At 57.2% G+C, this 20,282-nt stretch carries 33 protein-coding genes; 29 read left to right on the top strand and 4 right to left on the bottom strand.

The annotated features are described in order from the left end of the window. The 28 genes from tuf to rplQ form a co-directional block, all read left to right on the top strand. On the top strand, positions 1-1,076 hold a 1,076-nt coding region (gene tuf / locus GH784_RS21990), incomplete at its 5' end, for an elongation factor Tu (protein ID WP_153793748.1). A 313-nt stretch (positions 1,077-1,389) separates the two neighbouring features. Then, complete coding sequence (gene rpsJ, locus GH784_RS21985) at positions 1,390-1,698, top strand: 30S ribosomal protein S10 (protein ID WP_003507767.1); 309 nt, start codon at positions 1,390-1,392, stop codon at positions 1,696-1,698. 166 nt (positions 1,699-1,864) lie between these two features. Continuing rightward, the gene (gene rplC / locus GH784_RS21980; RefSeq protein WP_003516149.1) at positions 1,865-2,506 is read left to right on the top strand and encodes a 50S ribosomal protein L3; all 642 of its coding nucleotides are present in this window, start codon (positions 1,865-1,867) and stop codon (positions 2,504-2,506) included. A 12-nt stretch (positions 2,507-2,518) separates the two neighbouring features. Further along, entirely contained in the window at positions 2,519-3,139 is a 621-nt protein-coding gene (gene rplD / locus GH784_RS21975) for a 50S ribosomal protein L4 (RefSeq protein WP_003516147.1), read from the top strand. Beyond that, complete coding sequence (locus tag GH784_RS21970; protein WP_003495178.1) at positions 3,136-3,429, top strand: 50S ribosomal protein L23; 294 nt, start codon at positions 3,136-3,138, stop codon at positions 3,427-3,429. The genes rplD and GH784_RS21970 overlap by 4 nt, the downstream gene beginning before the upstream one ends. 43 nt (positions 3,430-3,472) lie before the next feature. Further along, entirely contained in the window at positions 3,473-4,309 is an 837-nt protein-coding gene (gene rplB, locus GH784_RS21965; RefSeq protein ID WP_003516146.1) for a 50S ribosomal protein L2, read from the top strand. A 15-nt stretch (positions 4,310-4,324) separates the two neighbouring features. After that, the gene (gene rpsS, locus GH784_RS21960; RefSeq protein ID WP_003507772.1) at positions 4,325-4,603 is read left to right on the top strand and encodes a 30S ribosomal protein S19; all 279 of its coding nucleotides are present in this window, start codon (positions 4,325-4,327) and stop codon (positions 4,601-4,603) included. 2 nt (positions 4,604-4,605) lie between these two features. Beyond that, positions 4,606-4,995: a 50S ribosomal protein L22 gene (gene rplV, locus GH784_RS21955; RefSeq protein ID WP_003495184.1), complete on the top strand. Its 390-nt coding sequence runs from the start codon at positions 4,606-4,608 to the stop codon at positions 4,993-4,995. Beyond that, positions 4,995-5,726 (top strand): 30S ribosomal protein S3, encoded by a 732-nt coding sequence (gene rpsC / locus GH784_RS21950; protein WP_003516138.1) that lies wholly within the window; start codon positions 4,995-4,997, stop codon positions 5,724-5,726. The genes rplV and rpsC overlap by 1 nt, the downstream gene beginning before the upstream one ends. 38 nt (positions 5,727-5,764) lie before the next feature. Further along, positions 5,765-6,178, top strand: coding sequence for a 50S ribosomal protein L16 (rplP, locus tag GH784_RS21945; RefSeq protein WP_003516136.1), 414 nt, complete (start codon positions 5,765-5,767; stop codon positions 6,176-6,178). A 12-nt stretch (positions 6,179-6,190) separates the two neighbouring features. Beyond that, a complete protein-coding gene (rpmC, locus tag GH784_RS21940) occupies positions 6,191-6,391 on the top strand; it encodes a 50S ribosomal protein L29 (protein WP_003495193.1) in 201 nt (66 codons plus the stop codon). An 11-nt stretch (positions 6,392-6,402) separates the two neighbouring features. Beyond that, on the top strand, positions 6,403-6,639 hold the full coding sequence (rpsQ, locus tag GH784_RS21935; RefSeq protein WP_003495195.1) for a 30S ribosomal protein S17: 237 nt from the start codon (positions 6,403-6,405) through the stop codon (positions 6,637-6,639). A gap of 234 nt (positions 6,640-6,873) precedes the next feature. Next, positions 6,874-7,242 (top strand): 50S ribosomal protein L14, encoded by a 369-nt coding sequence (rplN, locus tag GH784_RS21930; protein WP_003495199.1) that lies wholly within the window; start codon positions 6,874-6,876, stop codon positions 7,240-7,242. A 12-nt stretch (positions 7,243-7,254) separates the two neighbouring features. Then, a complete protein-coding gene (rplX, locus tag GH784_RS21925) occupies positions 7,255-7,563 on the top strand; it encodes a 50S ribosomal protein L24 (RefSeq protein ID WP_003516133.1) in 309 nt (102 codons plus the stop codon). Then, complete coding sequence (rplE, locus tag GH784_RS21920) at positions 7,556-8,110, top strand: 50S ribosomal protein L5 (protein ID WP_003495201.1); 555 nt, start codon at positions 7,556-7,558, stop codon at positions 8,108-8,110. Before rplX ends, rplE begins: the two co-directional genes overlap by 8 nt. 33 nt (positions 8,111-8,143) lie before the next feature. Further along, on the top strand, positions 8,144-8,449 hold the full coding sequence (gene rpsN / locus GH784_RS21915) for a 30S ribosomal protein S14 (RefSeq protein ID WP_003495202.1): 306 nt from the start codon (positions 8,144-8,146) through the stop codon (positions 8,447-8,449). 12 nt (positions 8,450-8,461) lie between these two features. After that, a complete protein-coding gene (gene rpsH, locus GH784_RS21910; protein ID WP_003516131.1) occupies positions 8,462-8,860 on the top strand; it encodes a 30S ribosomal protein S8 in 399 nt (132 codons plus the stop codon). A gap of 43 nt (positions 8,861-8,903) precedes the next feature. Then, positions 8,904-9,437, top strand: a complete 534-nt coding sequence (rplF, locus tag GH784_RS21905; RefSeq protein WP_003516129.1) for a 50S ribosomal protein L6 — start codon at positions 8,904-8,906, stop codon at positions 9,435-9,437. A gap of 12 nt (positions 9,438-9,449) precedes the next feature. Then, positions 9,450-9,812: a 50S ribosomal protein L18 gene (gene rplR, locus GH784_RS21900; RefSeq protein ID WP_003516127.1), complete on the top strand. Its 363-nt coding sequence runs from the start codon at positions 9,450-9,452 to the stop codon at positions 9,810-9,812. A gap of 218 nt (positions 9,813-10,030) precedes the next feature. Next, positions 10,031-10,600 carry a 30S ribosomal protein S5 gene (gene rpsE / locus GH784_RS21895; RefSeq protein ID WP_003516126.1) on the top strand — a complete coding sequence of 190 codons (570 nt, stop codon included), beginning with the start codon at positions 10,031-10,033 and terminating at the stop codon, positions 10,598-10,600. 11 nt (positions 10,601-10,611) lie between these two features. Then, entirely contained in the window at positions 10,612-10,818 is a 207-nt protein-coding gene (gene rpmD, locus GH784_RS21890; RefSeq protein WP_003495212.1) for a 50S ribosomal protein L30, read from the top strand. Between the two features lie 16 nt (positions 10,819-10,834). Continuing rightward, a complete protein-coding gene (gene rplO / locus GH784_RS21885; RefSeq protein WP_003516125.1) occupies positions 10,835-11,314 on the top strand; it encodes a 50S ribosomal protein L15 in 480 nt (159 codons plus the stop codon). A 333-nt stretch (positions 11,315-11,647) separates the two neighbouring features. Next, on the top strand, positions 11,648-12,988 hold the full coding sequence (secY, locus tag GH784_RS21880; RefSeq protein WP_003516124.1) for a preprotein translocase subunit SecY: 1,341 nt from the start codon (positions 11,648-11,650) through the stop codon (positions 12,986-12,988). Beyond that, positions 12,985-13,575 (top strand): adenylate kinase, encoded by a 591-nt coding sequence (locus GH784_RS21875; protein ID WP_003516123.1) that lies wholly within the window; start codon positions 12,985-12,987, stop codon positions 13,573-13,575. The genes secY and GH784_RS21875 overlap by 4 nt, the downstream gene beginning before the upstream one ends. 307 nt (positions 13,576-13,882) lie before the next feature. Then, positions 13,883-14,251 carry a 30S ribosomal protein S13 gene (rpsM, locus tag GH784_RS21870; protein ID WP_003516122.1) on the top strand — a complete coding sequence of 123 codons (369 nt, stop codon included), beginning with the start codon at positions 13,883-13,885 and terminating at the stop codon, positions 14,249-14,251. A gap of 138 nt (positions 14,252-14,389) precedes the next feature. Next, positions 14,390-14,779 carry a 30S ribosomal protein S11 gene (gene rpsK / locus GH784_RS21865; protein ID WP_003495225.1) on the top strand — a complete coding sequence of 130 codons (390 nt, stop codon included), beginning with the start codon at positions 14,390-14,392 and terminating at the stop codon, positions 14,777-14,779. Between the two features lie 195 nt (positions 14,780-14,974). Further along, complete coding sequence (locus tag GH784_RS21860; protein ID WP_003516121.1) at positions 14,975-15,985, top strand: DNA-directed RNA polymerase subunit alpha; 1,011 nt, start codon at positions 14,975-14,977, stop codon at positions 15,983-15,985. A 118-nt stretch (positions 15,986-16,103) separates the two neighbouring features. Continuing rightward, entirely contained in the window at positions 16,104-16,529 is a 426-nt protein-coding gene (gene rplQ, locus GH784_RS21855; protein ID WP_003495230.1) for a 50S ribosomal protein L17, read from the top strand. A gap of 79 nt (positions 16,530-16,608) precedes the next feature. On the opposite strand, the gene GH784_RS21850 is transcribed toward rplQ, so the two are convergent. Further along, positions 16,609-16,932 (bottom strand): hypothetical protein, encoded by a 324-nt coding sequence (locus GH784_RS21850; protein ID WP_065702393.1) that lies wholly within the window; start codon positions 16,930-16,932, stop codon positions 16,609-16,611. 218 nt (positions 16,933-17,150) lie between these two features. After that, entirely contained in the window at positions 17,151-18,023 is an 873-nt protein-coding gene (locus GH784_RS21845) for a DUF817 domain-containing protein (RefSeq protein ID WP_065702394.1), read from the bottom strand. A 57-nt stretch (positions 18,024-18,080) separates the two neighbouring features. Between GH784_RS21845 and GH784_RS21840 the strand changes: the two genes are divergently transcribed. Beyond that, positions 18,081-18,509, top strand: a complete 429-nt coding sequence (locus GH784_RS21840; protein ID WP_065702395.1) for a ribosomal maturation YjgA family protein — start codon at positions 18,081-18,083, stop codon at positions 18,507-18,509. Here GH784_RS21840 and msrQ read toward each other — a convergent pair. Continuing rightward, positions 18,463-19,110: a protein-methionine-sulfoxide reductase heme-binding subunit MsrQ gene (msrQ, locus tag GH784_RS21835; protein ID WP_003516113.1), complete on the bottom strand. Its 648-nt coding sequence runs from the start codon at positions 19,108-19,110 to the stop codon at positions 18,463-18,465. The genes GH784_RS21840 and msrQ overlap by 47 nt on opposite strands. Before the next feature lie 2 nt (positions 19,111-19,112). Then, a complete protein-coding gene (gene msrP / locus GH784_RS21830; RefSeq protein ID WP_025593942.1) occupies positions 19,113-20,054 on the bottom strand; it encodes a protein-methionine-sulfoxide reductase catalytic subunit MsrP in 942 nt (313 codons plus the stop codon). Between the last annotated feature and the right edge of the window lie 228 nt (positions 20,055-20,282).

Below are 20,282 nucleotides of genomic sequence, written 5' to 3'. Positions count from 1 at the left end.
AGTATTTCGGCGAGTTCAAGGCGTACGACCAGATCGACGCTGCTCCTGAAGAAAAGGCTCGCGGCATCACGATCTCGACGGCGCACGTCGAATACGAAACGCCGAACCGTCACTACGCACACGTCGACTGCCCCGGCCACGCCGACTACGTGAAGAACATGATCACCGGTGCTGCCCAGATGGACGGCGCGATCCTGGTTTGCTCTGCAGCTGACGGCCCGATGCCGCAGACGCGCGAGCACATCCTGCTTGCTCGCCAGGTTGGCGTTCCGGCGATCGTCGTGTTCCTCAACAAGGTCGACCAGGTTGACGACGCCGAGCTTCTCGAGCTCGTCGAACTGGAAGTTCGCGAACTTCTGTCGTCCTACGACTTCCCGGGCGACGATATCCCGATCGTCAAGGGTTCGGCACTTGCTGCTCTTGAAGATTCGGACAAGAAGATCGGTGAAGACGCAATCCGCGAGCTGATGGCTGCTGTTGACGCCTACATCCCGACGCCTGAGCGTCCGATCGACCAGCCGTTCCTGATGCCGATCGAAGACGTGTTCTCGATCTCTGGCCGTGGTACGGTTGTGACGGGTCGCGTTGAGCGCGGTATCGTCAAGGTTGGTGAAGAAGTTGAAATCGTCGGCATTCGTCCGACGTCGAAGACGACGGTTACCGGCGTTGAAATGTTCCGCAAGCTGCTCGACCAGGGCCAGGCTGGCGACAACATCGGTGCTCTCGTTCGCGGCGTTACCCGTGACGGCGTTGAGCGTGGCCAGATCCTGTGCAAGCCGGGTTCGGTCAAGCCGCACAAGAAGTTCATGGCAGAAGCCTACATCCTGACGAAGGAAGAAGGCGGCCGTCATACGCCGTTCTTCACGAACTACCGTCCGCAGTTCTACTTCCGTACGACTGACGTTACCGGTATCGTTTCGCTTCCAGAAGGCACGGAAATGGTTATGCCTGGCGACAACGTCACTGTTGAAGTCGAGCTGATCGTTCCGATCGCGATGGAAGAAAAGCTGCGCTTCGCTATCCGCGAAGGCGGCCGTACCGTCGGCGCCGGCATCGTCGCTTCTATCGTCGAGTAATTTCACGACGTTGAAATTCAGACCGGCGGCGGTGTTACCCACACCGCCGCCGGGCTTTTAGTAAAAAAGCCTGGCGGCGTTGCATTTTTAGTGCTTGAAAAATTCGGTGAAAGCGCGTAAACGCGCATTCACACTCACCCGCTGGATTCGCAAGCAATTGCGGAGCGCGGTGTTTTAGCAATACAGACTACTGAAATGATTGGGGTGCGACGCGCATCCCTCTCGATTTTTGAAAATCTGCGGCGCCACGATCAATAGAAGTTCATGTGTTTCCGCGTGCGGAAATGAATAACAAAGAACAAGGACAAGACGAATGAACGGCCAGAATATCCGTATCCGCCTCAAGGCGTTCGATCACCGGATCCTCGATGCCTCTACCCGTGAAATCGTGTCGACCGCAAAGCGCACCGGCGCCAGCGTTCGCGGCCCGGTTCCGCTCCCCACCCGCATCGAAAAGTTTACCGTCAACCGCTCTCCTCACGTTGATAAGAAGAGCCGTGAACAGTTCGAAATGCGGACGCACAAGCGTCTTCTCGATATCGTTGACCCCACCCCGCAGACCGTCGATGCTCTGATGAAGCTCGACCTGGCTGCCGGCGTTGACGTGGAAATCAAGCTCTAAGACTGGCCTGACCTCATCCAAGTGAGGGCCATATAACAAGGAAGGTACGTGGAGAAATCCAACGGCTTCCAATCCGGAGACCGGAAACATCGTGAGATGTCGAAGGGCACTCCTTAACAAAGGCCAAAAAGGGTTTTCCCTTCAAGGCTCGCAAGAGGATGAACCAATGCGTTCAGGTGTGATTGCACAGAAAGTGGGTATGACCCGCGTCTACAACGACGCTGGTGAACATATTCCAGTAACAGTATTGCGGATGGATAACGTACAAGTCGTTTCCCAGCGCACGGAAGACAAGAATGGCTACACCGCAGTTCAGCTCGGTGCCGGCCAGTCCAAGGTCAAAAACACGACGAAGGCGCTTCGCGGTCATTTTGCCGCTGCCAATGTCGAACCGAAAGCAAAGCTCGTCGAGTTCCGGGTTTCCCCCGAGAACCTGATCGATATCGGTGCAACACTGACCGCAACTCATTTTCAGGCCGGCCAGCTGGTCGACGTAACGGGAACCACGATCGGTAAGGGTTTTGCCGGTGCTATGAAGCGTCACAACTTCGGTGGTGGTCGCGCTTCGCACGGTAACTCCGTATCGCACCGTGCGCACGGTTCGACTGGTAACAACCAGGATCCGGGCCGCGTGTGGAAGGGCAAGCGCATGGCTGGTCATATGGGCCAGACGCGCGTTACGACCCAGAACCTCGAAGTCGTTTCGACCGATGAAGACCGTGGCCTGATCCTCGTTAAGGGTGCAGTTCCCGGTTCCAAGGGCGCCTGGATCATCGTCCGCGACGCCGTCAAGTCGGCCGCGAAGTAAGGGAGCCTTATCATGGAATTGAACGTCAAGACCCTCGAGGGAAAAGACGCCGGCAAGGTTTCTCTGTCGGACGAGATTTTCGGCCTCGATCCCCGTCAGGATATCCTGGCCCGTATGGTTCGCTGGCAGCTTGCAAAGAAGCAGCAGGGAACGCACAAGACCAAGACCCGTGCGGAAGTTTCCCGTACTGGTGCGAAGATGTACAAGCAGAAGGGTACGGGCCGCGCTCGTCACCATTCGGCTCGCGCACCGCAGTTCCGCGGCGGCGGCAAGGCCCACGGCCCGGTCGTTCGCAGCCACGCACACGACCTTCCCAAGAAGGTTCGCGCGCTTGCTCTGCGTCACGCCCTGTCTGCAAAGCTGAAGGCTGAAGATCTGATCATCGTCGATCAGCTCGTCGCGTCCGAAGCAAAGACCAAGGCTCTGCTGGGCAGCTTCGCTTCGCTTGGCCTGACCAACGCTCTCGTTATCGGTGGCGCAGAACTTGATGGCAACTTCAAGCTCGCAGCTCAGAACATCCCGAATGTGGACGTTCTGCCGGTTCAGGGCATCAATGTTTACGACATCCTGCGTCGTGGTAAGCTCGTGCTTTCCAAGGCTGCTGTAGAGGCTCTGGAGGAGCGGTTCAAATGACGGATCTTCGCCACTACGATGTGATCGTATCTCCTTCGATCACGGAAAAGTCGACGCTGGTATCCGAACAGAACCAGGTCGTATTCAACGTCGCCAAAAGCGCTTCCAAGCCTGAAATCAAGGCTGCCGTGGAAGCTCTCTTCGGCGTCAAAGTCACGGCTGTGAACACGCTTATCCGCAAGGGTAAGACCCGTCGTTTCCGTGGGTTCGCCGGTAAGCTGAAAGACGTCAAGAAAGCCGTCGTTACGCTCGCCGAAGGTCAATCCATCGACGTGTCCACCGGACTCTAAAGGTTAGGCCCAAGCGGGCAAAGACCCAAAAGGGAACAAGAATATGGCATTGAAAAGTTTCAATCCGACCACGCCAAGCCAGCGTCAGCTGGTTATCGTGGACCGCGCTTCGCTCTACAAGGGCAAGCCGGTAAAGGCTCTCACCCAGGGCCTCAGCTCCAAGGGTGGCCGCAACAACCAGGGCCGGATCACCGTCCGGTTCCAGGGTGGTGGTCACAAGCGGACCTACCGTCTGGTGGACTTCAAGCGTCGCAAGTTCGACGTTGAAGGCACCGTTGAACGTTTGGAATACGACCCCAACCGCACCGCGTTCATCGCGCTGGTTACGTATACCGACGGCGAACAGGCTTACATTCTCGCGCCACAGCGTCTCGCTGCCGGTGACAAGGTGATCGCCTCCGACAAGGCAGTGGACGTGAAGCCCGGCAACACCATGCCGCTTCAGTACATTCCGGTCGGTTCGATCATCCACAACGTCGAGATGAAGCCAGGTAAAGGCGGTCAGATTGCCCGCTCCGCCGGTACGTACGTCCAGCTCGTCGGCCGCGATGCCGGTATGGCTATCCTGCGTCTCAACTCGGGCGAACAGCGTCTGGTGCACGGCTCCTGCCTCGCATCGATCGGCGCAGTTTCGAACTCCGATCACGGCAACACCAACGACGGCAAGGCCGGTCGTTCGCGTTGGCGTGGCAAGCGTCCGCACGTTCGCGGCGTCGTCATGAACCCGGTCGACCACCCGCACGGTGGTGGTGAAGGTCGCACGTCGGGTGGTCGTCACCCGGTTACTCCGTGGGGTAAACCCACGAAGGGCAAGCGCACCCGTTCGAACAAGTCGACCGACAAGTTCATCATGCGTTCGCGCCATCAGCGCAAGAAGTAAGAGGAGAAGTCTCAAGTGGCTCGTTCAGTTTGGAAAGGTCCGTTTGTTGACGGCTATCTTCTCACTAAGGCTGAGAAGGTGCGCGAAAGCGGACGCAATGAAGTAATCAAGATCTGGAGCCGTCGCTCCACGATCCTGCCGCAGTTCGTCGGATTGACGTTTGGCGTCTACAACGGCAGCAAGCATGTGCCCGTCTCTGTCAATGAAGACATGGTCGGACACAAGTTCGGTGAATTCTCTCCGACCCGTACCTATTACGGTCACGGCGCGGACAAGAAGGCAAAGAGGAAGTAATCATGGCGAAGGCTAAGACCGAACGCCGGCTGAAGGACAATGAGGCTCAGGCCATTGCCCGTACGCTCCGCGTCAGCCCCCAGAAACTGAACCTGGTTGCCGCTCTTATCCGTGGCAAGAAGGTTGATCGCGCTCTCGCCGAGCTCGAATTCTCCCGCAAGCGCATCGCAGGGACCGTCAAGAAGACGCTCGAATCTGCGATTGCCAATGCGGAAAACAACCATGACCTCGACGTCGACGCTCTCGTCGTCGCCGAGGCCTATGTTGGCAAGTCCATCACCATGAAGCGTTTCCACGCTCGTGGCCGTGGTCGTGCATCCCGCATTGAAAAGCCGTTCTCTCACCTCACGATCGTTGTTCGTGAAGTTGAGGAAAAAGGGGAGGCCGCATAATGGGTCAGAAAATCAATCCGATCGGCTTCCGCCTCGGCATCAACCGTACCTGGGATAGCCGCTGGTACGCTGACACCGCTGAATACGGCAAGCTGCTGCATGAAGACCTGAAGATCCGGGCTTACCTGATCAAGGAACTCAAGCAGGCCGGTATCGCCAAGGTGGTCATCGAGCGTCCGCACAAGAAGTGCCGCGTTACGATCCATTCGGCTCGTCCGGGTCTCATCATCGGCAAGAAGGGCGCGGACATCGAGAAGCTTCGCAAGAAGCTTTCCGAGATGACCAACTCCGAAACGCACCTCAACATCGTTGAAGTGCGCAAGCCGGAAATCGACGCGACTCTCGTCGCTCAGTCGATCGCCCAGCAGCTCGAGCGCCGCGTGGCTTTCCGCCGTGCGATGAAGCGTTCGGTTCAGTCCGCAATGCGTCTTGGCGCCGAAGGCATCAAGATCACCTGCGGTGGCCGTCTCGGTGGCGCCGAAATCGCTCGTACCGAATGGTACCGCGAAGGACGCGTTCCGCTGCACACGCTGCGTGCGGACATCGACTACGGCACAGCTGAAGCAGAAACCGCGTTCGGCATCTGCGGCATCAAGGTCTGGATCTTCAAGGGCGAAATCCTTGAGCACGATCCGATGGCTTCTGAGCGTCGTGGTCTCGAAGGCGATGCTCAGGGCCCTGCAAGCCGTGAGCGTGGCGATCGTCCCGATCGTCGTCGCGAAAACGCTTGATTGACGCTGGCGAAAGATAAGCTCGGAGAAGTAAGAAAATGTTGCAGCCAAAGCGTACTAAGTACCGCAAGCAGTTCAAGGGACGCATCAAGGGCGTCGCCAAGGGCGGCTTTGACCTGGCATTCGGTGAATTCGGCTTGAAGTCGCAGGAACCGAACCGCGTGAACGCACGCGAGATCGAAGCGGCCCGCCGCGCGATCACGCGTTACATGAAGCGCGCAGGTCGTGTGTGGATCCGCGTATTCCCAGACGTTCCGGTAACGGCAAAGCCGACCGAAGTTCGTATGGGTAAGGGCAAGGGTTCGGTCGAATACTGGGCATGCAAGGTCAAGCCCGGTCGTATGATGTTCGAGATCGACGGTGTGTCCGAGGAGATCGCCCGCGAGGCGCTTCGTCTCGGCGCTGCCAAGCTCTCGGTCAAGACGCGCTTCGTACAGCGCATCGCAGAGTAAGGAGCAAGGCACATGAAAGCCGATGAAGTTCGCGGCCTCAGCGCCGACCAGCTCAAGGACAAGCTCGCCGATCTGAAGAAGGAGCAGTTCAACCTGCGCTTCCAGAAGGCGACTGGCCAGCTGGAGAAGTCCTCGCGCATCAACGAAGTCCGCAAGGACATCGCCCGCGTTAAAACCATTGCCCGCCAGAAGGCGGCAGAAGCCAAGGCCTAAGGAAAAATAATATGCCGAAACGCATTCTGCAGGGCGTCGTAGTGTCCGACAAGAACGAGAAGACTGTTGTAGTCCGGGTTGAGCGCCGATTCGCTCACCCGCTGCTCCAGAAGACCGTTCGCCGTTCGAAGAAGTACAAGGCACACGACGAAAACAATCAGTATAAGGTCGGCGATGTCGTTTCCATCGAGGAATGCGCACCGATCTCCAAGGACAAGCGCTGGACGGTCGTTTCCGCCCAGGCTTAATTTCATCAGAATCGCGCCAGGTCTCTTGTACTTGGCGCGAAATACTGTATGAAGCACCGCAAGGACGCTCGTGAATCGAGCGTCTTTTGCTTTGATGCGCACGGAAGGTCCTTCGGGAAACCACCCTGTCACGACATTTCCGCGCAAAAAAAGAGACATTCATAAGCTGGGGCAGGGGGCTCACTCGGGAGAGTTTGCCCAACCGTTCCGGTAACAACAAGAAGGCGACCTGACATGATTCAGATGCAAACAAACCTCGACGTGGCGGATAATTCCGGCGCACGTCGTGTCATGTGCATCAAGGTGCTGGGCGGCTCGAAGCGCAAATATGCTTCTGTTGGCGACATTATTGTCGTTTCCATCAAGGAAGCTATTCCGCGCGGCCGCGTCAAGAAGGGCGATGTGATGAAGGCGGTTGTCGTTCGCACCGCCAAGGACATCCGTCGCGCTGACGGCAGCGTCATCCGTTTCGATAACAACGCAGCCGTTCTTATCGACAACAAGAAAGAGCCCATCGGCACCCGTATCTTCGGACCGGTTCCGCGCGAACTTCGCGCCAAGAACCACATGAAGATCATCTCGCTGGCTCCGGAAGTACTGTAAGGAGCGTATGCGATGCAGAAAATTCGTAAAGGCGACAACGTTGTCGTATTGACCGGTAAGGACAAGGGCCGTACCGGCGAAGTAATCCAGGTTTTGCCGAAGGAAGATCGGGCCGTTGTGCGTGGCGTTAACATGGTGAAGCGTCACCAGCGCCAGACCCAGGCTCAGGAAGCTGGCATCATCAACAAGGAAGCGTCCTTGCACATCTCCAACATTGCCATCGTCGATAAGGATGGCAAGCCGACCCGCGTTGGCTTTACTGTTGTAGACGGCAAGAAGGTCCGCGTGGCCAAGCGTTCGGGAGAAGTGATCGATGGCTGATAAGTACGAGCCGCGTCTCAAGACGGAGTACGTTTCCCGTATCCGTGGCGCCATGCAGGAGAAGTTCTCCTACGCCAACGTGATGATGATCCCGAAGCTTGAAAAGATCGTGATCAACATGGGTGTTGGCGAGGCAACTGCCGACTCCAAGAAGCCAACCATTGCTGCCGGTGACCTGGCTGCGATTGCCGGCCAGAAGCCGGTTGTTACCCGCGCTCGCAACTCGATCGCTGGTTTCAAGGTTCGCGAAGGCATGCCGATCGGTGCGAAGGTTACCCTTCGTGGCGCCCGCATGTATGAATTCCTTGATCGCCTGGTCAACATCGCGCTGCCGCGCGTTCGCGACTTCCGGGGTCTGAACCCGAAGAGCTTTGACGGCCGTGGCAACTTCGCCATGGGCATCAAGGAACACATTGTGTTCCCTGAGATCAACTACGATAAGGTTGATCAGATGTGGGGCATGGACATCATCGTTTGCACGACGGCGACGTCGGACGACGAAGCACGGGCTCTGCTTACAGAGTTCAACTTCCCGTTCCGTCACTAACCGTAACGACGAGCGTAGAAAAGGAACTCCGATATGGCGAAAACAAGCGCAGTTGAAAAGAACAAGCGCCGCCGCAAGTCGGTCGCCCAGCAGGCCACCAAGCGGGCTGCACTGAAGGCGATCGTGATGAACCAGTCCCTTCCGATCGAAGACCGGTTCAAGGCCACTCTGAAGCTCGCTTCGCTGCCGCGTGACGGCTCGAAGACGCGTATCCGCAACCGCTGCGAAGTAACGGGCCGTCCGCGCGCGTTCTATCGCAAACTCAAGATGTCGCGTATCGCGCTTCGTGAGCTGGGCAATTCCGGCAAGGTGCCGGGCATTGTCAAGTCGAGCTGGTAAGGAGACGGGCACATGACCATGACTGATCCTTTGGGTGATATGCTCACCCGCATCCGCAATGGTGCTGCTCGCCGTAAGTCTTCGGTAAGCACGCCTGCTTCCAGCCTCCGCGCACGCGTTCTCGACGTGCTGCAGGCTGAAGGCTACATTCGCGGTTATTCCAAGGTCGATTTCGAAAACGGCAAGGCCGAATTCACGATCGAACTGAAGTACTACGAAGGCGCGTCCGTGATCCGTGAGATCGGCCGCGTTTCCAAGCCGGGCCGCCGAGTTTATGTCTCGGTTAAGTCCATTCCGCAGGTCGCGAACGGCCTCGGCATCACCATCCTTTCGACCCCGAAGGGCGTGATGGCCGATCACCAAGCTCGCGAACAGAACGTTGGTGGCGAGGTTCTTTGCTCGGTCTTCTAAGACCCGAGCACGGATCTCCATAACGAACAGACAGGATTGAACAATGTCTCGTATCGGTAAAAAGCCCGTTCAGGTTCCAGCAGGTGTTACGGCCAATGTCGACGGCCAGAAGGTCACTGCTAAGGGCCCGAAGGGTGAACTGTTTTTCGTCGCTAATGACGACATCCAGCTGAAACTCGAAGATAATGGCGTTTCCGTAACGCCGGCCAACAACACCAAGGAAGCTCGTTCGAAGTGGGGCATGTCCCGCACGATGATCGAGAACATCTTCAAGGGTGTTAAGGACGGCTACGAACGCAAGCTCGAAATCAACGGCGTCGGTTACCGTGCCGCCCTGCAGGGCAAGAACCTGCAGCTGGCTCTCGGTTTCAGCCACGATGTAGTTTACGAGCCTCCGGTCGGCATCACCATTGCCGTTCCGAAGCCGACGGAAATCATCGTTTCCGGCATCAACAAGCAGCAGGTTGGCCAGGTTGCCGCGGAAATCCGTGAATACCGTGGTCCCGAGCCCTACAAGGGTAAGGGCGTGAAGTACGCTGAAGAGCGTATCGTCCGCAAAGAAGGCAAGAAGAAGTAAGGATCACGCGAAATGGCTAGCAGGAAAGAAGCACTTGCACGTCGCGCGAGCCGTGTGCGCCGCCAGATCAAGGCGGTTGCCAATGGCCGCCCGCGCCTGTCGGTTCATCGCTCGTCGAAGAACATCTACGCTCAGATCATCGATGACGTTGCTGGCAAGACGCTTGCGTCTGCCTCCACGCTCGAAGCCGATCTGCGCGGCTCGCTCAAGACCGGCGCCGACGTTGCAGCAGCAGCTGTCGTAGGCAAGCTGGTGGCAGAGCGTGGCGTCAAGGCTGGCGTCAAGGATGTCGTATTCGACCGTGGCGCATTCATCTATCACGGCCGTATCAAGGCTGTGGCAGAAGCTGCCCGCGAAGGCGGTCTGAACTTCTGAGTGCTTGACCCTTTCGATTGTTCGCAATCGAGAGAAAGGGTCATGCACCACTCAAGATCCTGCAGCGTCCTTTGCGTGTCGGTTTCGACACGCGGCGCTGCAGTTTCCGCCCTGACAACGATCCGGGCGGAATTTCACCGGGCCATGCGGGTCTCTTCATCGAGGCCGGTGGTCTTTTCGTTTGCCGTTCCACCCGTAAAAGAAAAAGGACAAGGACAATGGCACAGGAAAAAAGAGGTTCTCGCGACGACCGCCAGAACCGTGAAGAACGCGATAGCGAATTCGTCGACAAGCTGGTCGCGATCAACCGCGTTGCAAAGGTTGTTAAGGGTGGCCGTCGCTTTGGCTTCGCCGCTCTCGTCGTCGTCGGCGACCAGAAGGGCCGCGTTGGCTTCGGTCACGGCAAGGCTCGCGAAGTTCCGGAAGCCATCCGTAAGGCAACCGAGAGCGCAAAGCGCGATCTGATCTTCGTTCCGCTGCGCGATGGCCGCACGCTGCATCACGACGTCAATGGCCGTCACGGCGCAGGCAAGGTTCTGCTGCGTTCGGCCAAGGCCGGTACCGGTATCATCGCCGGTGGTCCGATGCGCGCTGTTTTCGAAACGCTGGGCGTTCATGACGTTGTTGCCAAGTCGACCGGTTCTTCGAACCCGTACAACATGGTTCGCGCAACGTTCGACGCTCTGAAGCATCAGGTTCATCCTAAGGACATCGCTGCACAGCGTGGTCTCAAGTATGCGACCCTTCAGTCTCGTCGTGCCGCTTCCGGCAACGCTTCTGAAGAATAAGGAGCTGGATCATGGCCAAGAAGACTACTGAAGCCAAAAAGACTGTTACGGTCGAACAGATCGGCAGCCCTATCCGCCGCCCGGCAATCCAGCGTCAGACGCTGGTCGGTCTGGGTCTCAACAAGATGCACCGTCAGCGCACCCTGGAAGATACTCCTGCGGTTCGCGGCATGATCCGTGCGGTCCAGCATCTCGTTCGCGTCGTTGACGAGAAGTGAGACGGAGTAACCTATCATGAAACTCAATGAAATCAGAGACAACGAAGGCTCCACCAAGGACCGTATCCGCGTAGGTCGCGGTATCGGTTCCGGCAAGGGCAAGACCGGTGGTCGCGGTGTGAAGGGTCAGAAGGCTCGTTCGGGCGTCGCCATCAACGGTTTTGAAGGCGGTCAGATGCCAATCTACCGTCGTCTTCCGAAGCGCGGTTTCAACAACATTTTCGCTTCCGAATTTGCTGTTGTATCGCTCGGCCGCATTCAGACCGCCATCGACGCCAAGAAGCTCGACGCTTCCGCAACGATCGATGCTGCTGCTCTCAAGGCTGCTGGCGTTATCCGTCGCACCAAGGACGGCGTTCGCATTCTCGCTGACGGCGAACTGACGAGCAAGGTTGCTTTTGAAGTTGCCGGCGCTTCCAAGCCTGCACTCGAAAAGATTGAGAAGGCCGGCAGCTCTATCAAGCTTCTCGCAGTTGCAGCTGAAGCTTCCGAGTAATATATAGACTTCAGACGCCCGGGGCATAGTCGCTCCGGGCGTTTGCGCTCCCTGGCTTATGGTGCTCTCGATTTAAATCGATTTATTGTGGCATCATGGCAAACTCTTCGCGGTGCAGCTGTTATGCGCGCCACATGCGGCATAAAGTGCCGCAGGGAGAGCCTCACAGTTCTTGAACTTCCTTGAGGGAGGGGATAGGACATAAAAAAACAGGGTGAGGCATGATGGCGGCGCAACGCCGTGTTCGTCCGAAGCCCGTTTTTGAACCGGTATTTTTAGACCTTTCCGCATTGGCCGGTTTCGCTGGCCGGCAAGGGTCATTCGGAGAAATTTATGGCTTCAGCAGCGGAACAACTGGCTTCGAACCTGAATTTTTCGACCTTCGCTAAGGCGGAGGATCTGAAAAAGCGTCTCTGGTTTACTCTTGCCGCACTTCTCGTCTACCGTCTTGGTACCCACATTCCGCTTCCGGGTCTGAACCCAGAAGCCTATGCGCAGGCCTTCCGTGGCCAGGCCAACGGTATTCTCGGTCTTTTCAACATGTTTGCGGGTGGCGCAGTCGAGCGTATGGCGATCTTCGCCCTCGGCATCATGCCTTACATCTCCGCTTCGATCATCGTGCAGCTCATGACCTCGGTCGTGCCTTCGCTGGAAGCGTTGAAGAAGGAAGGCGAAGCCGGACGCAAGATCATCAACCAGTACACGCGCTACGGCACGGTACTGCTTGGCACCCTGCAGGCCTACGGCATCGCTGTCGGCCTTGAGAGTGGCAACGGCCTCGTGGTCGATCCTGGCCTGTTCTTCCGTATTTCCACCGTCATCACGCTGCTCGGCGGCACGATGTTCCTGATGTGGCTTGGCGAACAGATTACCTCGCGCGGCATCGGCAACGGTATTTCGCTCATCATCTTTGCCGGTATTGCCGCAGGTCTGCCCAAGGCGCTTGCCGGCACGCTGGAACTCGGCCGCACCGGTGCGCTGTCGACGACGCTCATCCTCATGGTCGTTATCGTGGCAATCGGCGTCATCGCGCTGATCGTTTTCGTGGAGCGCGCCCAGCGCCGTCTGCTGATACAATATCCGAAACGCCAGGTCGGCAACCGGATGTTCCAGGGCGATACCTCGCATCTGCCGCTGAAGCTCAACACGGCTGGCGTTATTCCCGCGATCTTCGCATCCTCGCTGCTGCTTCTGCCTGCGACGGCTGCCGGTTTTGCCGGAAACACCAACCTGCCGGGCTGGGCAACCTCGATCATCGCGTCGTTGCAGCATGGACAGCCGCTGTTCATGGCGCTCTACGGCCTGCTCATCGCGTTCTTTGCATTTTTCTACACGGCTATCGTCTTCAATCCGAAGGACACGGCCGATAACCTCAAGAAGCATGGCGGCTTTATTCCGGGCATTCGTCCGGGCGAGCGCACCGCGGAGTACATCGATTACGTTCTGACCCGTATCACGGTTGTCGGCGCTGTTTATCTTGTCTTCGTGTGTATCCTTCCTGAGACACTTATCGCACGTACGGGCATTCCATTAGCCCTTGGTGGTACTTCGCTTTTGATCGTTGTCAGTGTAACTCTGGACACGGTTGCGCAAATTCAGGGACACCTGATCGCGCAGCAGTATGAAGGACTGATCAAGAAGTCGAAGTTGCGTGGAGGAAAGAGGGGACGATGAGACTGATATTTTTAGGTCCGCCGGGTGCGGGCAAGGGAACCCAGGCCAAACGCCTGACTGACAAGTACGGGATCCCGCAGCTTTCCACCGGTGACATGCTTCGCGCTGCGGTTAGCGCGGGCACGGAAATAGGCAAGCGCGCCAAGGCCGTCATGGACGCCGGCGGGCTCGTTTCCGACGATATCGTCAATCAGATTGTTTCCGAACGCATCGAAGCTCCGGACTGTGCCAAGGGTTTCATTCTCGATGGCTATCCGCGCACCGTTCCGCAGGCCAAGGCGCTTGCCGAGAACATGCACAAGAAGAATGTCGCCCTCGATGCCGTCATCGAACTGAAGGTGGACGAGGAGGCGCTGATTCGCCGAATCGAAAATCGCGTTGCGGAGACCATCGCTGCCGGTGGCACGGTTCGTTCCGACGACAATCCGGAAGCCTTCCGCAAGCGGTTGACGGAGTATCGCGAGAAGACTGCGCCGCTGTCGCAATATTACAGCGAGCAGGGCGAACTTGTGACACTGGATGGCATGGCTGATGTCGATGCCGTCACTGCGGCCATCGAACGGGTTCTGGAAAAGGCCTCGGCCTGATGGTTGGAGCGGGACGGTGAAAACCGCAGGCGGTTTTCCCGGCAAATCCTGGGCTCCTGATACGGCGTATCCTTTGGATCGCAAAAGAATCTTGGCGGAGCCGGTTGCTTTTTAGCGCTGATTCCGTTAAACACCGCGCCAACTCGCGACATCCCAAGCGACTGGCGCGGATTTCCCTTAAGGGAGGGAAATCCGGGTTCGGTCGTTTTGACTTGTCACGGACATCAATTTTGAACTGGCGGTCGTGTCGGCCGCTCGAATGGAATCACCACTTGCCGGATGGCAACTGGAACCAAGGAGAAAAGACGTGGCACGTATCGCTGGCGTCAACATCCCGACTGCAAAGCGCGTTGTTATTGCGCTGACGTATATTCACGGGATTGGTCCGAAATTCGCGCAGGAAATCATGGACAAGGTCGGTCTTCCGGCTGACAAGCGCGTTCATCAGCTTACGGATGCTGAAGTTCTTCAGATCCGCGAAGCCATCGACCGCGACTATCAGGTCGAAGGCGATCTTCGTCGCGAGACCTCGATGAACATCAAGCGTCTGATGGACCTCGGCTGCTACCGCGGCCTGCGTCACCGTCGTGGCCTTCCGGTCCGCGGTCAGCGCACGCACACCAACGCCCGCACCCGTAAGGGTCCGGCGAAGGCTATCGCTGGTAAGAAGAAGTAATTTTCCGGTTCTCCGGAAAGGAGAGGCTGGTGCGGTCTGCGCCAGCCTTTCTGAGTTTGGCGTGAAGCTCGGAAACGGGTCGATCGCCGGTGTAGCCGCTGGTGTTACGGCGGTGAAGAGATCAATGAAAGGTATAAAATGGCCAAGGAAGCCGCACGCGTTCGCCGTCGCGAACGTAAAAATATCACGTCGGGCGTCGCGCATGTCAACTCGACCTTCAACAACACGATGATCACCATCACCGACGCACAGGGCAATGCTATTGCCTGGTCGTCCGCTGGTGCCAAGGGCTTCAAGGGTTCGCGCAAGTCGACCCCGTTTGCTGCCCAGATCGCTGCTGAAGATTGCGCGAAGAAGGCTCAGGAACACGGCATGAAGTCGCTTGAAGTTGAAGTTTGCGGTCCGGGTTCCGGCCGTGAATCGGCACTTCGCGCTCTGCAGGCTGCCGGTTTCATGATCACTTCCATTCGCGACGTGACGCCGATCCCGCACAACGGTTGCCGTCCGCGCAAGAAGCGCCGCGTCTGACGCGACCGTGGTTCGGAAATTCCGCCTTTCCTTCGGTCTGGCGGAATTTTCGTGTATCTGGCGTGTGCGCGTCGATTTCGATCGACGGACTTGCGCTCAAGAACCCACTGATGAACCGCGGAATTAGGTTCCTCTCAGTGTTTTCATGCTCGGTCCGTCACGATTGGATGGTGGCGGCGAACGGAAGGTTTAAAGATGATTCAGAAGAACTGGCAGGAACTTATCAAGCCGAACAAGGTCGAGTTCACCTCGTCCAGCCGCACCAAGGCAACGCTCGTTGCCGAGCCGCTGGAGCGTGGTTTCGGTCTTACCCTCGGCAACGCGCTGCGTCGCGTTCTGTTGTCTTCTCTGCGTGGTGCCGCTGTTACGGCCGTGCAGATCGACGGTGTCCTGCACGAATTCTCCTCCATCCCCGGCGTTCGGGAAGATGTGACGGATATCGTGCTCAACATCAAGGAAATCGCCATCAAGATGGATGGTGACGATTCCAAGCGCATGGTCGTGCGCAAGCAGGGTCCGGGTTCGGTAACCGCTGGTGACATCCAGACGGTTGGCGACATCGAGATCCTGAACCCCGACCACGTGATCTGCACGCTGGACGAAGGCGCTGAAATCCGCATGGAATTCACCGTCAACAACGGCAAGGGTTACGTACCGGCTGAGCGCAACCGCGCGGAAGATGCCCCGATTGGCCTCATTCCGGTGGACAGCCTGTATTCTCCGGTCAAGAAAGTGTCCTACAAGGTGGAAAACACCCGTGAAGGTCAGGTTCTCGACTATGACAAGCTGATCATGACGATCGAGACCAACGGTTCGGTTTCCGGCGAAGACGCCGTTGCCTTCGCCGCTCGCATTCTTCAGGACCAGCTCGGCGTCTTCGTCAACTTCGACGAGCCGCAGAAGGAAGCAGAAGAAGAATCGGTTACCGAACTCGCGTTCAACCCGGCGCTTCTCAAGAAGGTCGACGAGCTGGAACTGTCCGTTCGTTCGGCAAACTGCCTGAAGAACGACAACATCGTCTATATCGGCGACCTGATCCAGAAGACCGAAGCCGAAATGCTTCGCACGCCGAACTTTGGTCGCAAGTCGCTGAACGAAATCAAGGAAGTTCTCGCTTCCATGGGTCTGCACCTCGGTATGGAAGTACCGGCATGGCCGCCTGAGAACATCGAAGATCTCGCAAAGCGTTACGAAGACCAATACTAACAAACAAGAAGGCAGACCTTAAAGACTGCCTTTCCCCGTCAAACAGCAGATAAGTCATCTGCATGTGCCAGGAAACGGCAGGCCTTAGAGAAGGCACCTGCGTAGAAGGAGAATAGCAATGCGCCACGGTAATTCAGGCCGCAAGCTCAATAGAACCGCCAGCCACCGCAAGGCAATGTTTGCCAACATGGCTGCTTCGCTCATCACCCATGAGCAGATCGTCACCACCCTTCCTAAGGCGAAGGAAATCCGTCCGATCGTCGAGCGTCTCGTGACGCTTGGCAAGCGCGGCGACCTGCACGCTCGTCGTCAGGCGATCTCGCAGATCAAGGATCAGGACGCTGTTCGCAAGCTGTTCGACGCAATCGCTTCGCGTTACGCAACCCGCAACGGCGGCTACCTGCGCATCATGAAGGCTGGCTTCCGCCAGGGCGACAACGCGGCTCTGGCCGTTGTTGAATTCGTCGAGCGTGACGTTGACGCCAAGGGCGCAGCCGACAAGGCTCGCGTTGCTGCGGAAGCTGCTGCTGCCGAAGCTGCGTAAGGTCTGACGCCGTTCAGGCGTCGTGAATTAAAAAGCCGGGTGAGAAATCACCCGGCTTTTTTATTTTCCAAAAGAATAGTCATGAACGACGCAGATAGTAACCGTCAGTGCCGTCGTCACCTTTGATCAACTCGACGGTCCGGTTGAGAAGCCATCTAATTCCCTTACCTTCGGCACCAAATTCAGCATTGGATGTGTTCCAAAGATCTCCAATCAAGCTATCTGAAACATCAGAGCGCAACAGGGATACAAGGAATGTATTGAGCGCATTTCGCTCCTTTTTAGTTAAGTGATACAAACCTAGAAGTAAGACGCCATCCAAGCTTTCGAACATTTCGAAGTCTTGGATCATATAGCCTGTAAATTTCAGGAATACGGGTGCGGGTGTAATGGTCTTTTTCACAATATCGGCGTTCCGAGGGTAAGCTGTATCAACATAGAAGCCATTAGGGCGGCTGGCGTCGTGAAAAATAAATACGCCAGCTTCGTAATTTTCGCTTGTCTTGTATATCGCTCGATAGATTTTTGGCAGGATTTACTTAATGATATCTATGTTATTGCTCTCTATCGGCTCGATGTCCTGCAATCGTCGTTTTTAACGATGCTTGGAAAGCGCTCGCTTCACTCCGGAACGTGTATACGGGCCTTGATGTGCTTGAGTTGCGCGACAATCGTAAACGTCATGATGACCAGCAGCGACCACGAACTCCACTTGCCGATATGGACGACGGACCATGCGCCGATCTGATCGGGATATTTCCAGATACCGAAGAATGTGGAGATGTTTTCCGCGAGCCAGACGAAAAACCCTATCAGGACGAAGGAGAGAAGCAGCGGCATCTTTCGATCCCGATCATAGGGGCGGTAGACCACCGTTGCGCGGGAATAGAGGCCGATGGCGCATGCGGCGATGTACCAGCGGTAGTCACCGATAAAGTGGTGGGTGAAGAAGTTGGCGTAGATGGCGATGCCGATCAGCGTTGCCATCCAATAGGTGGGATAATTGCGAATGCGCACATCCAGCAGGCGCCACGCCTGGATGATGTAGCTGCCGACGGCGGCGTACATGAAGCCGGAAAAGAGCGGCACGCCGAGGACCTTGCTATAGGCGAAGTCGGGGTAGGACCAGGATTGGATAGCGCTTGACGTCTTGAACACCTCAAGCGCGAAGCCGACGATATGGAACAGCAGGATGGCCTTGGCCTCGTCAAGCGTTTCCAGCCTGCTCCAGATCATGAAGAACTGGATGCCGAGCGCGACGATCAGCAGCACGTCATAACGCGGAATGCCAAATACCCCACCTTGCGGCACCACGAAGATGGAAATGAAGAACAATCCCGCAAACAGGCAGGCACGGGCTTCCTTGATGCCGAAATAGAGAAATTCGATGACAAAGCGCCTGATTCCCTTGAGTTCGCCCCAAGGATAGGTATCGCACAAAAGATTGTCCAAAACCGAGAGGCGGGTTGCGGCTGGGCCTGTTGCTGTGCTCATGTTCGCGCCTCGATTTGTATCCGTTAAATTTTCATACGAAAACCGGAAGGAACTCGCATGGGTCTGTCACGCCTTTCCCCGCCTTATTTTGCCCGCATCCGGCTTTTGGCGGCGGCCATGATTGTGATCATTGGCGGTCTTTGCTTGCGGGCGTTCGGCTACGAGGTGGGATTGCCGTTCGTGGCGGTAAAATATGGCGGATCCGTGCTCTGGGGGGCGATGGTCTATCTGCTGCTGGCGGCCATCCTTCCGTCCCGCTGTTACGGTTACGAGGTTCACATCGCCGTCATCGCCGTCGTCGTCGTGGAATTGATCCGGCTCGTTCATTTCCCGGCGCTGGACGCGTTTCGCGCAACGGCGGCCGGAGCTTTGCTGCTCGGCCGCGTTTTCTCGGTGTGGAATATCGTCTGTTATATCGGCGGGATCGCGGTGGCGTCCTTTACGTCCGGACGGGGCTTGCGCGCCTTGCCCTCTTCGCCGCCATGATCGAGGGCCGCACCAGCCGATACCCGAGCAACACCACCATCGTACTGATATAAAACACCGGCTCGAGCGTGATCGATTTTCGCGCCAGCACGAAATGCAGTACGCCGACGATGAGCACGAGATAGACGAGCTTGTGCAGCGTGTTCCAGCGGCTGCCGAGCTTGCGGATCGACCAGCGGTTGGAGGTGAGCGCGAGCGGCAGCAGCATGACGAGCCCCGCCATGCCGAACATGATATAGGGCCGCTTGAGAATATCAGCGGCGATGGAGCTGAAGACCAGGCCGCGGTCCAGAACCAGATAGACGCTGAAATGTGCCAGCACGTAATAGAAGGCGATCAGTCCCAACGCCCGGCGATAGGCGATGAGGTTTATGTTGAAGAGATCGCGCAGCGGCGTCACCAGCAAGCCGAGGCATAGAAAGCGCAGCGCCCAGATGCCGAGCAGGTGCTCGAAATCCTTGACTGGGTTGAAGCCGAGGCCGCCGGTTGCGGCGAGGTAAAAATACCAGAGGCCGGGACAGAGGCCGATGACATAAAGCGACCAGATGGCTGCCGGCTGGTAACGCTTCGGCAGTGAGGGAAGCGAAAAGGCGAGGGCCATGATCAGTAATTCGCCTTTAGATCGAGGCCGGTATAGAGGCTTGCCACCTCGTCATAGCCGTTGAACATCAGGGTAGGGCGGTTCTGGGTGCCGAAAAAGCCGCCTTCGCCGATGCGCTGTTCCGTTGCCTGGCTCCAGCGCGGATGGTCCACATGCGGATTGACGTTGGAATAGAAACCGTATTCGCGGGCGTTGGAGTTTTTCCACGTCGTTTCCGGCTGTTTCTCGACAAGCGAAATACGGACGATGGATTTGATGCCCTTGAAGCCGTATTTCCAGGGAACGACGAGGCGAATGGGAGCGCCATTCTGGTTCGGCAGGGTTTCGCCGTATAGTCCGACGGCAAGAATGGTCAGAGGATGGCGGGCCTCATCTAGGCGCAGACCCTCGACATAGGGCCAGGACAGAGGCTGGAACAGGCCGCTCTGGCCCGGCATTTCCTCCGGCCGCACCACGGTTTCGAAGGACACGTATTTCGCGCTGCCGAGTGGCTCCACCTTGTCGAGAAGTGCGGCGAGAGGGAAACCGATCCACGGAATGACCATCGACCAGCCCTCGACGCAGCGCATGCGATAGGTGCGCTCCTCTAGCTGATATTTCATCAGCTCTTCGATGCCGAATTCCTGCGGTTTGGAGACAAGGCCATCCACCTTCACCGTCCAGGGGGTGGGCTTGAACTTGCCGGAATTTTCCTTCGGGTCGGATTTGCCCACTCCGAACTCATAGAAATTATTGTAGCTGGTGACGGCATCGAGCGGGGTGAGCTTCTCATCCAGCTTGTAGGCGCCTGCTTTGGCAGCAAGCGGAGTGGCGACAGCCTCGCGGCCGGAAAGCCCGATTGCCGCAAGCCCCGCCGCGGTGCCCAGGAAGCCGCGTCTCGAGAGGTAGATATTCTTCGGCGTGATTTCTCGTGCCGGGATGAGGGGCGGACGATAGGCGGGCATTTCAACCTCCACAAAAGCCGGGTGCATCGGCGATAAATCGATTATGATAGGCTATACGGCCGCTGCACAGATATGTTTCAGCACTCTGCGCAAAAACAGCGGCCGGGCGGCAAAAATCGCGCATTTGTGATGACAGGCCGCGCGAATTGCAACATTCAAACCGGGCGTACCGTACCGAACCGTACTGTTTTGCCCGAAGGTGACAGTGACAGGGCTTACGGTTTGCGC

This window comes from Agrobacterium tumefaciens, from assembly GCF_009649785.1.
GTDB lineage: Bacteria > Pseudomonadota > Alphaproteobacteria > Rhizobiales > Rhizobiaceae > Agrobacterium > Agrobacterium tumefaciens.
Note: the sequence above shows the minus strand (reverse complement) of the source record. Positions and strands in the feature narration are given on the sequence as shown.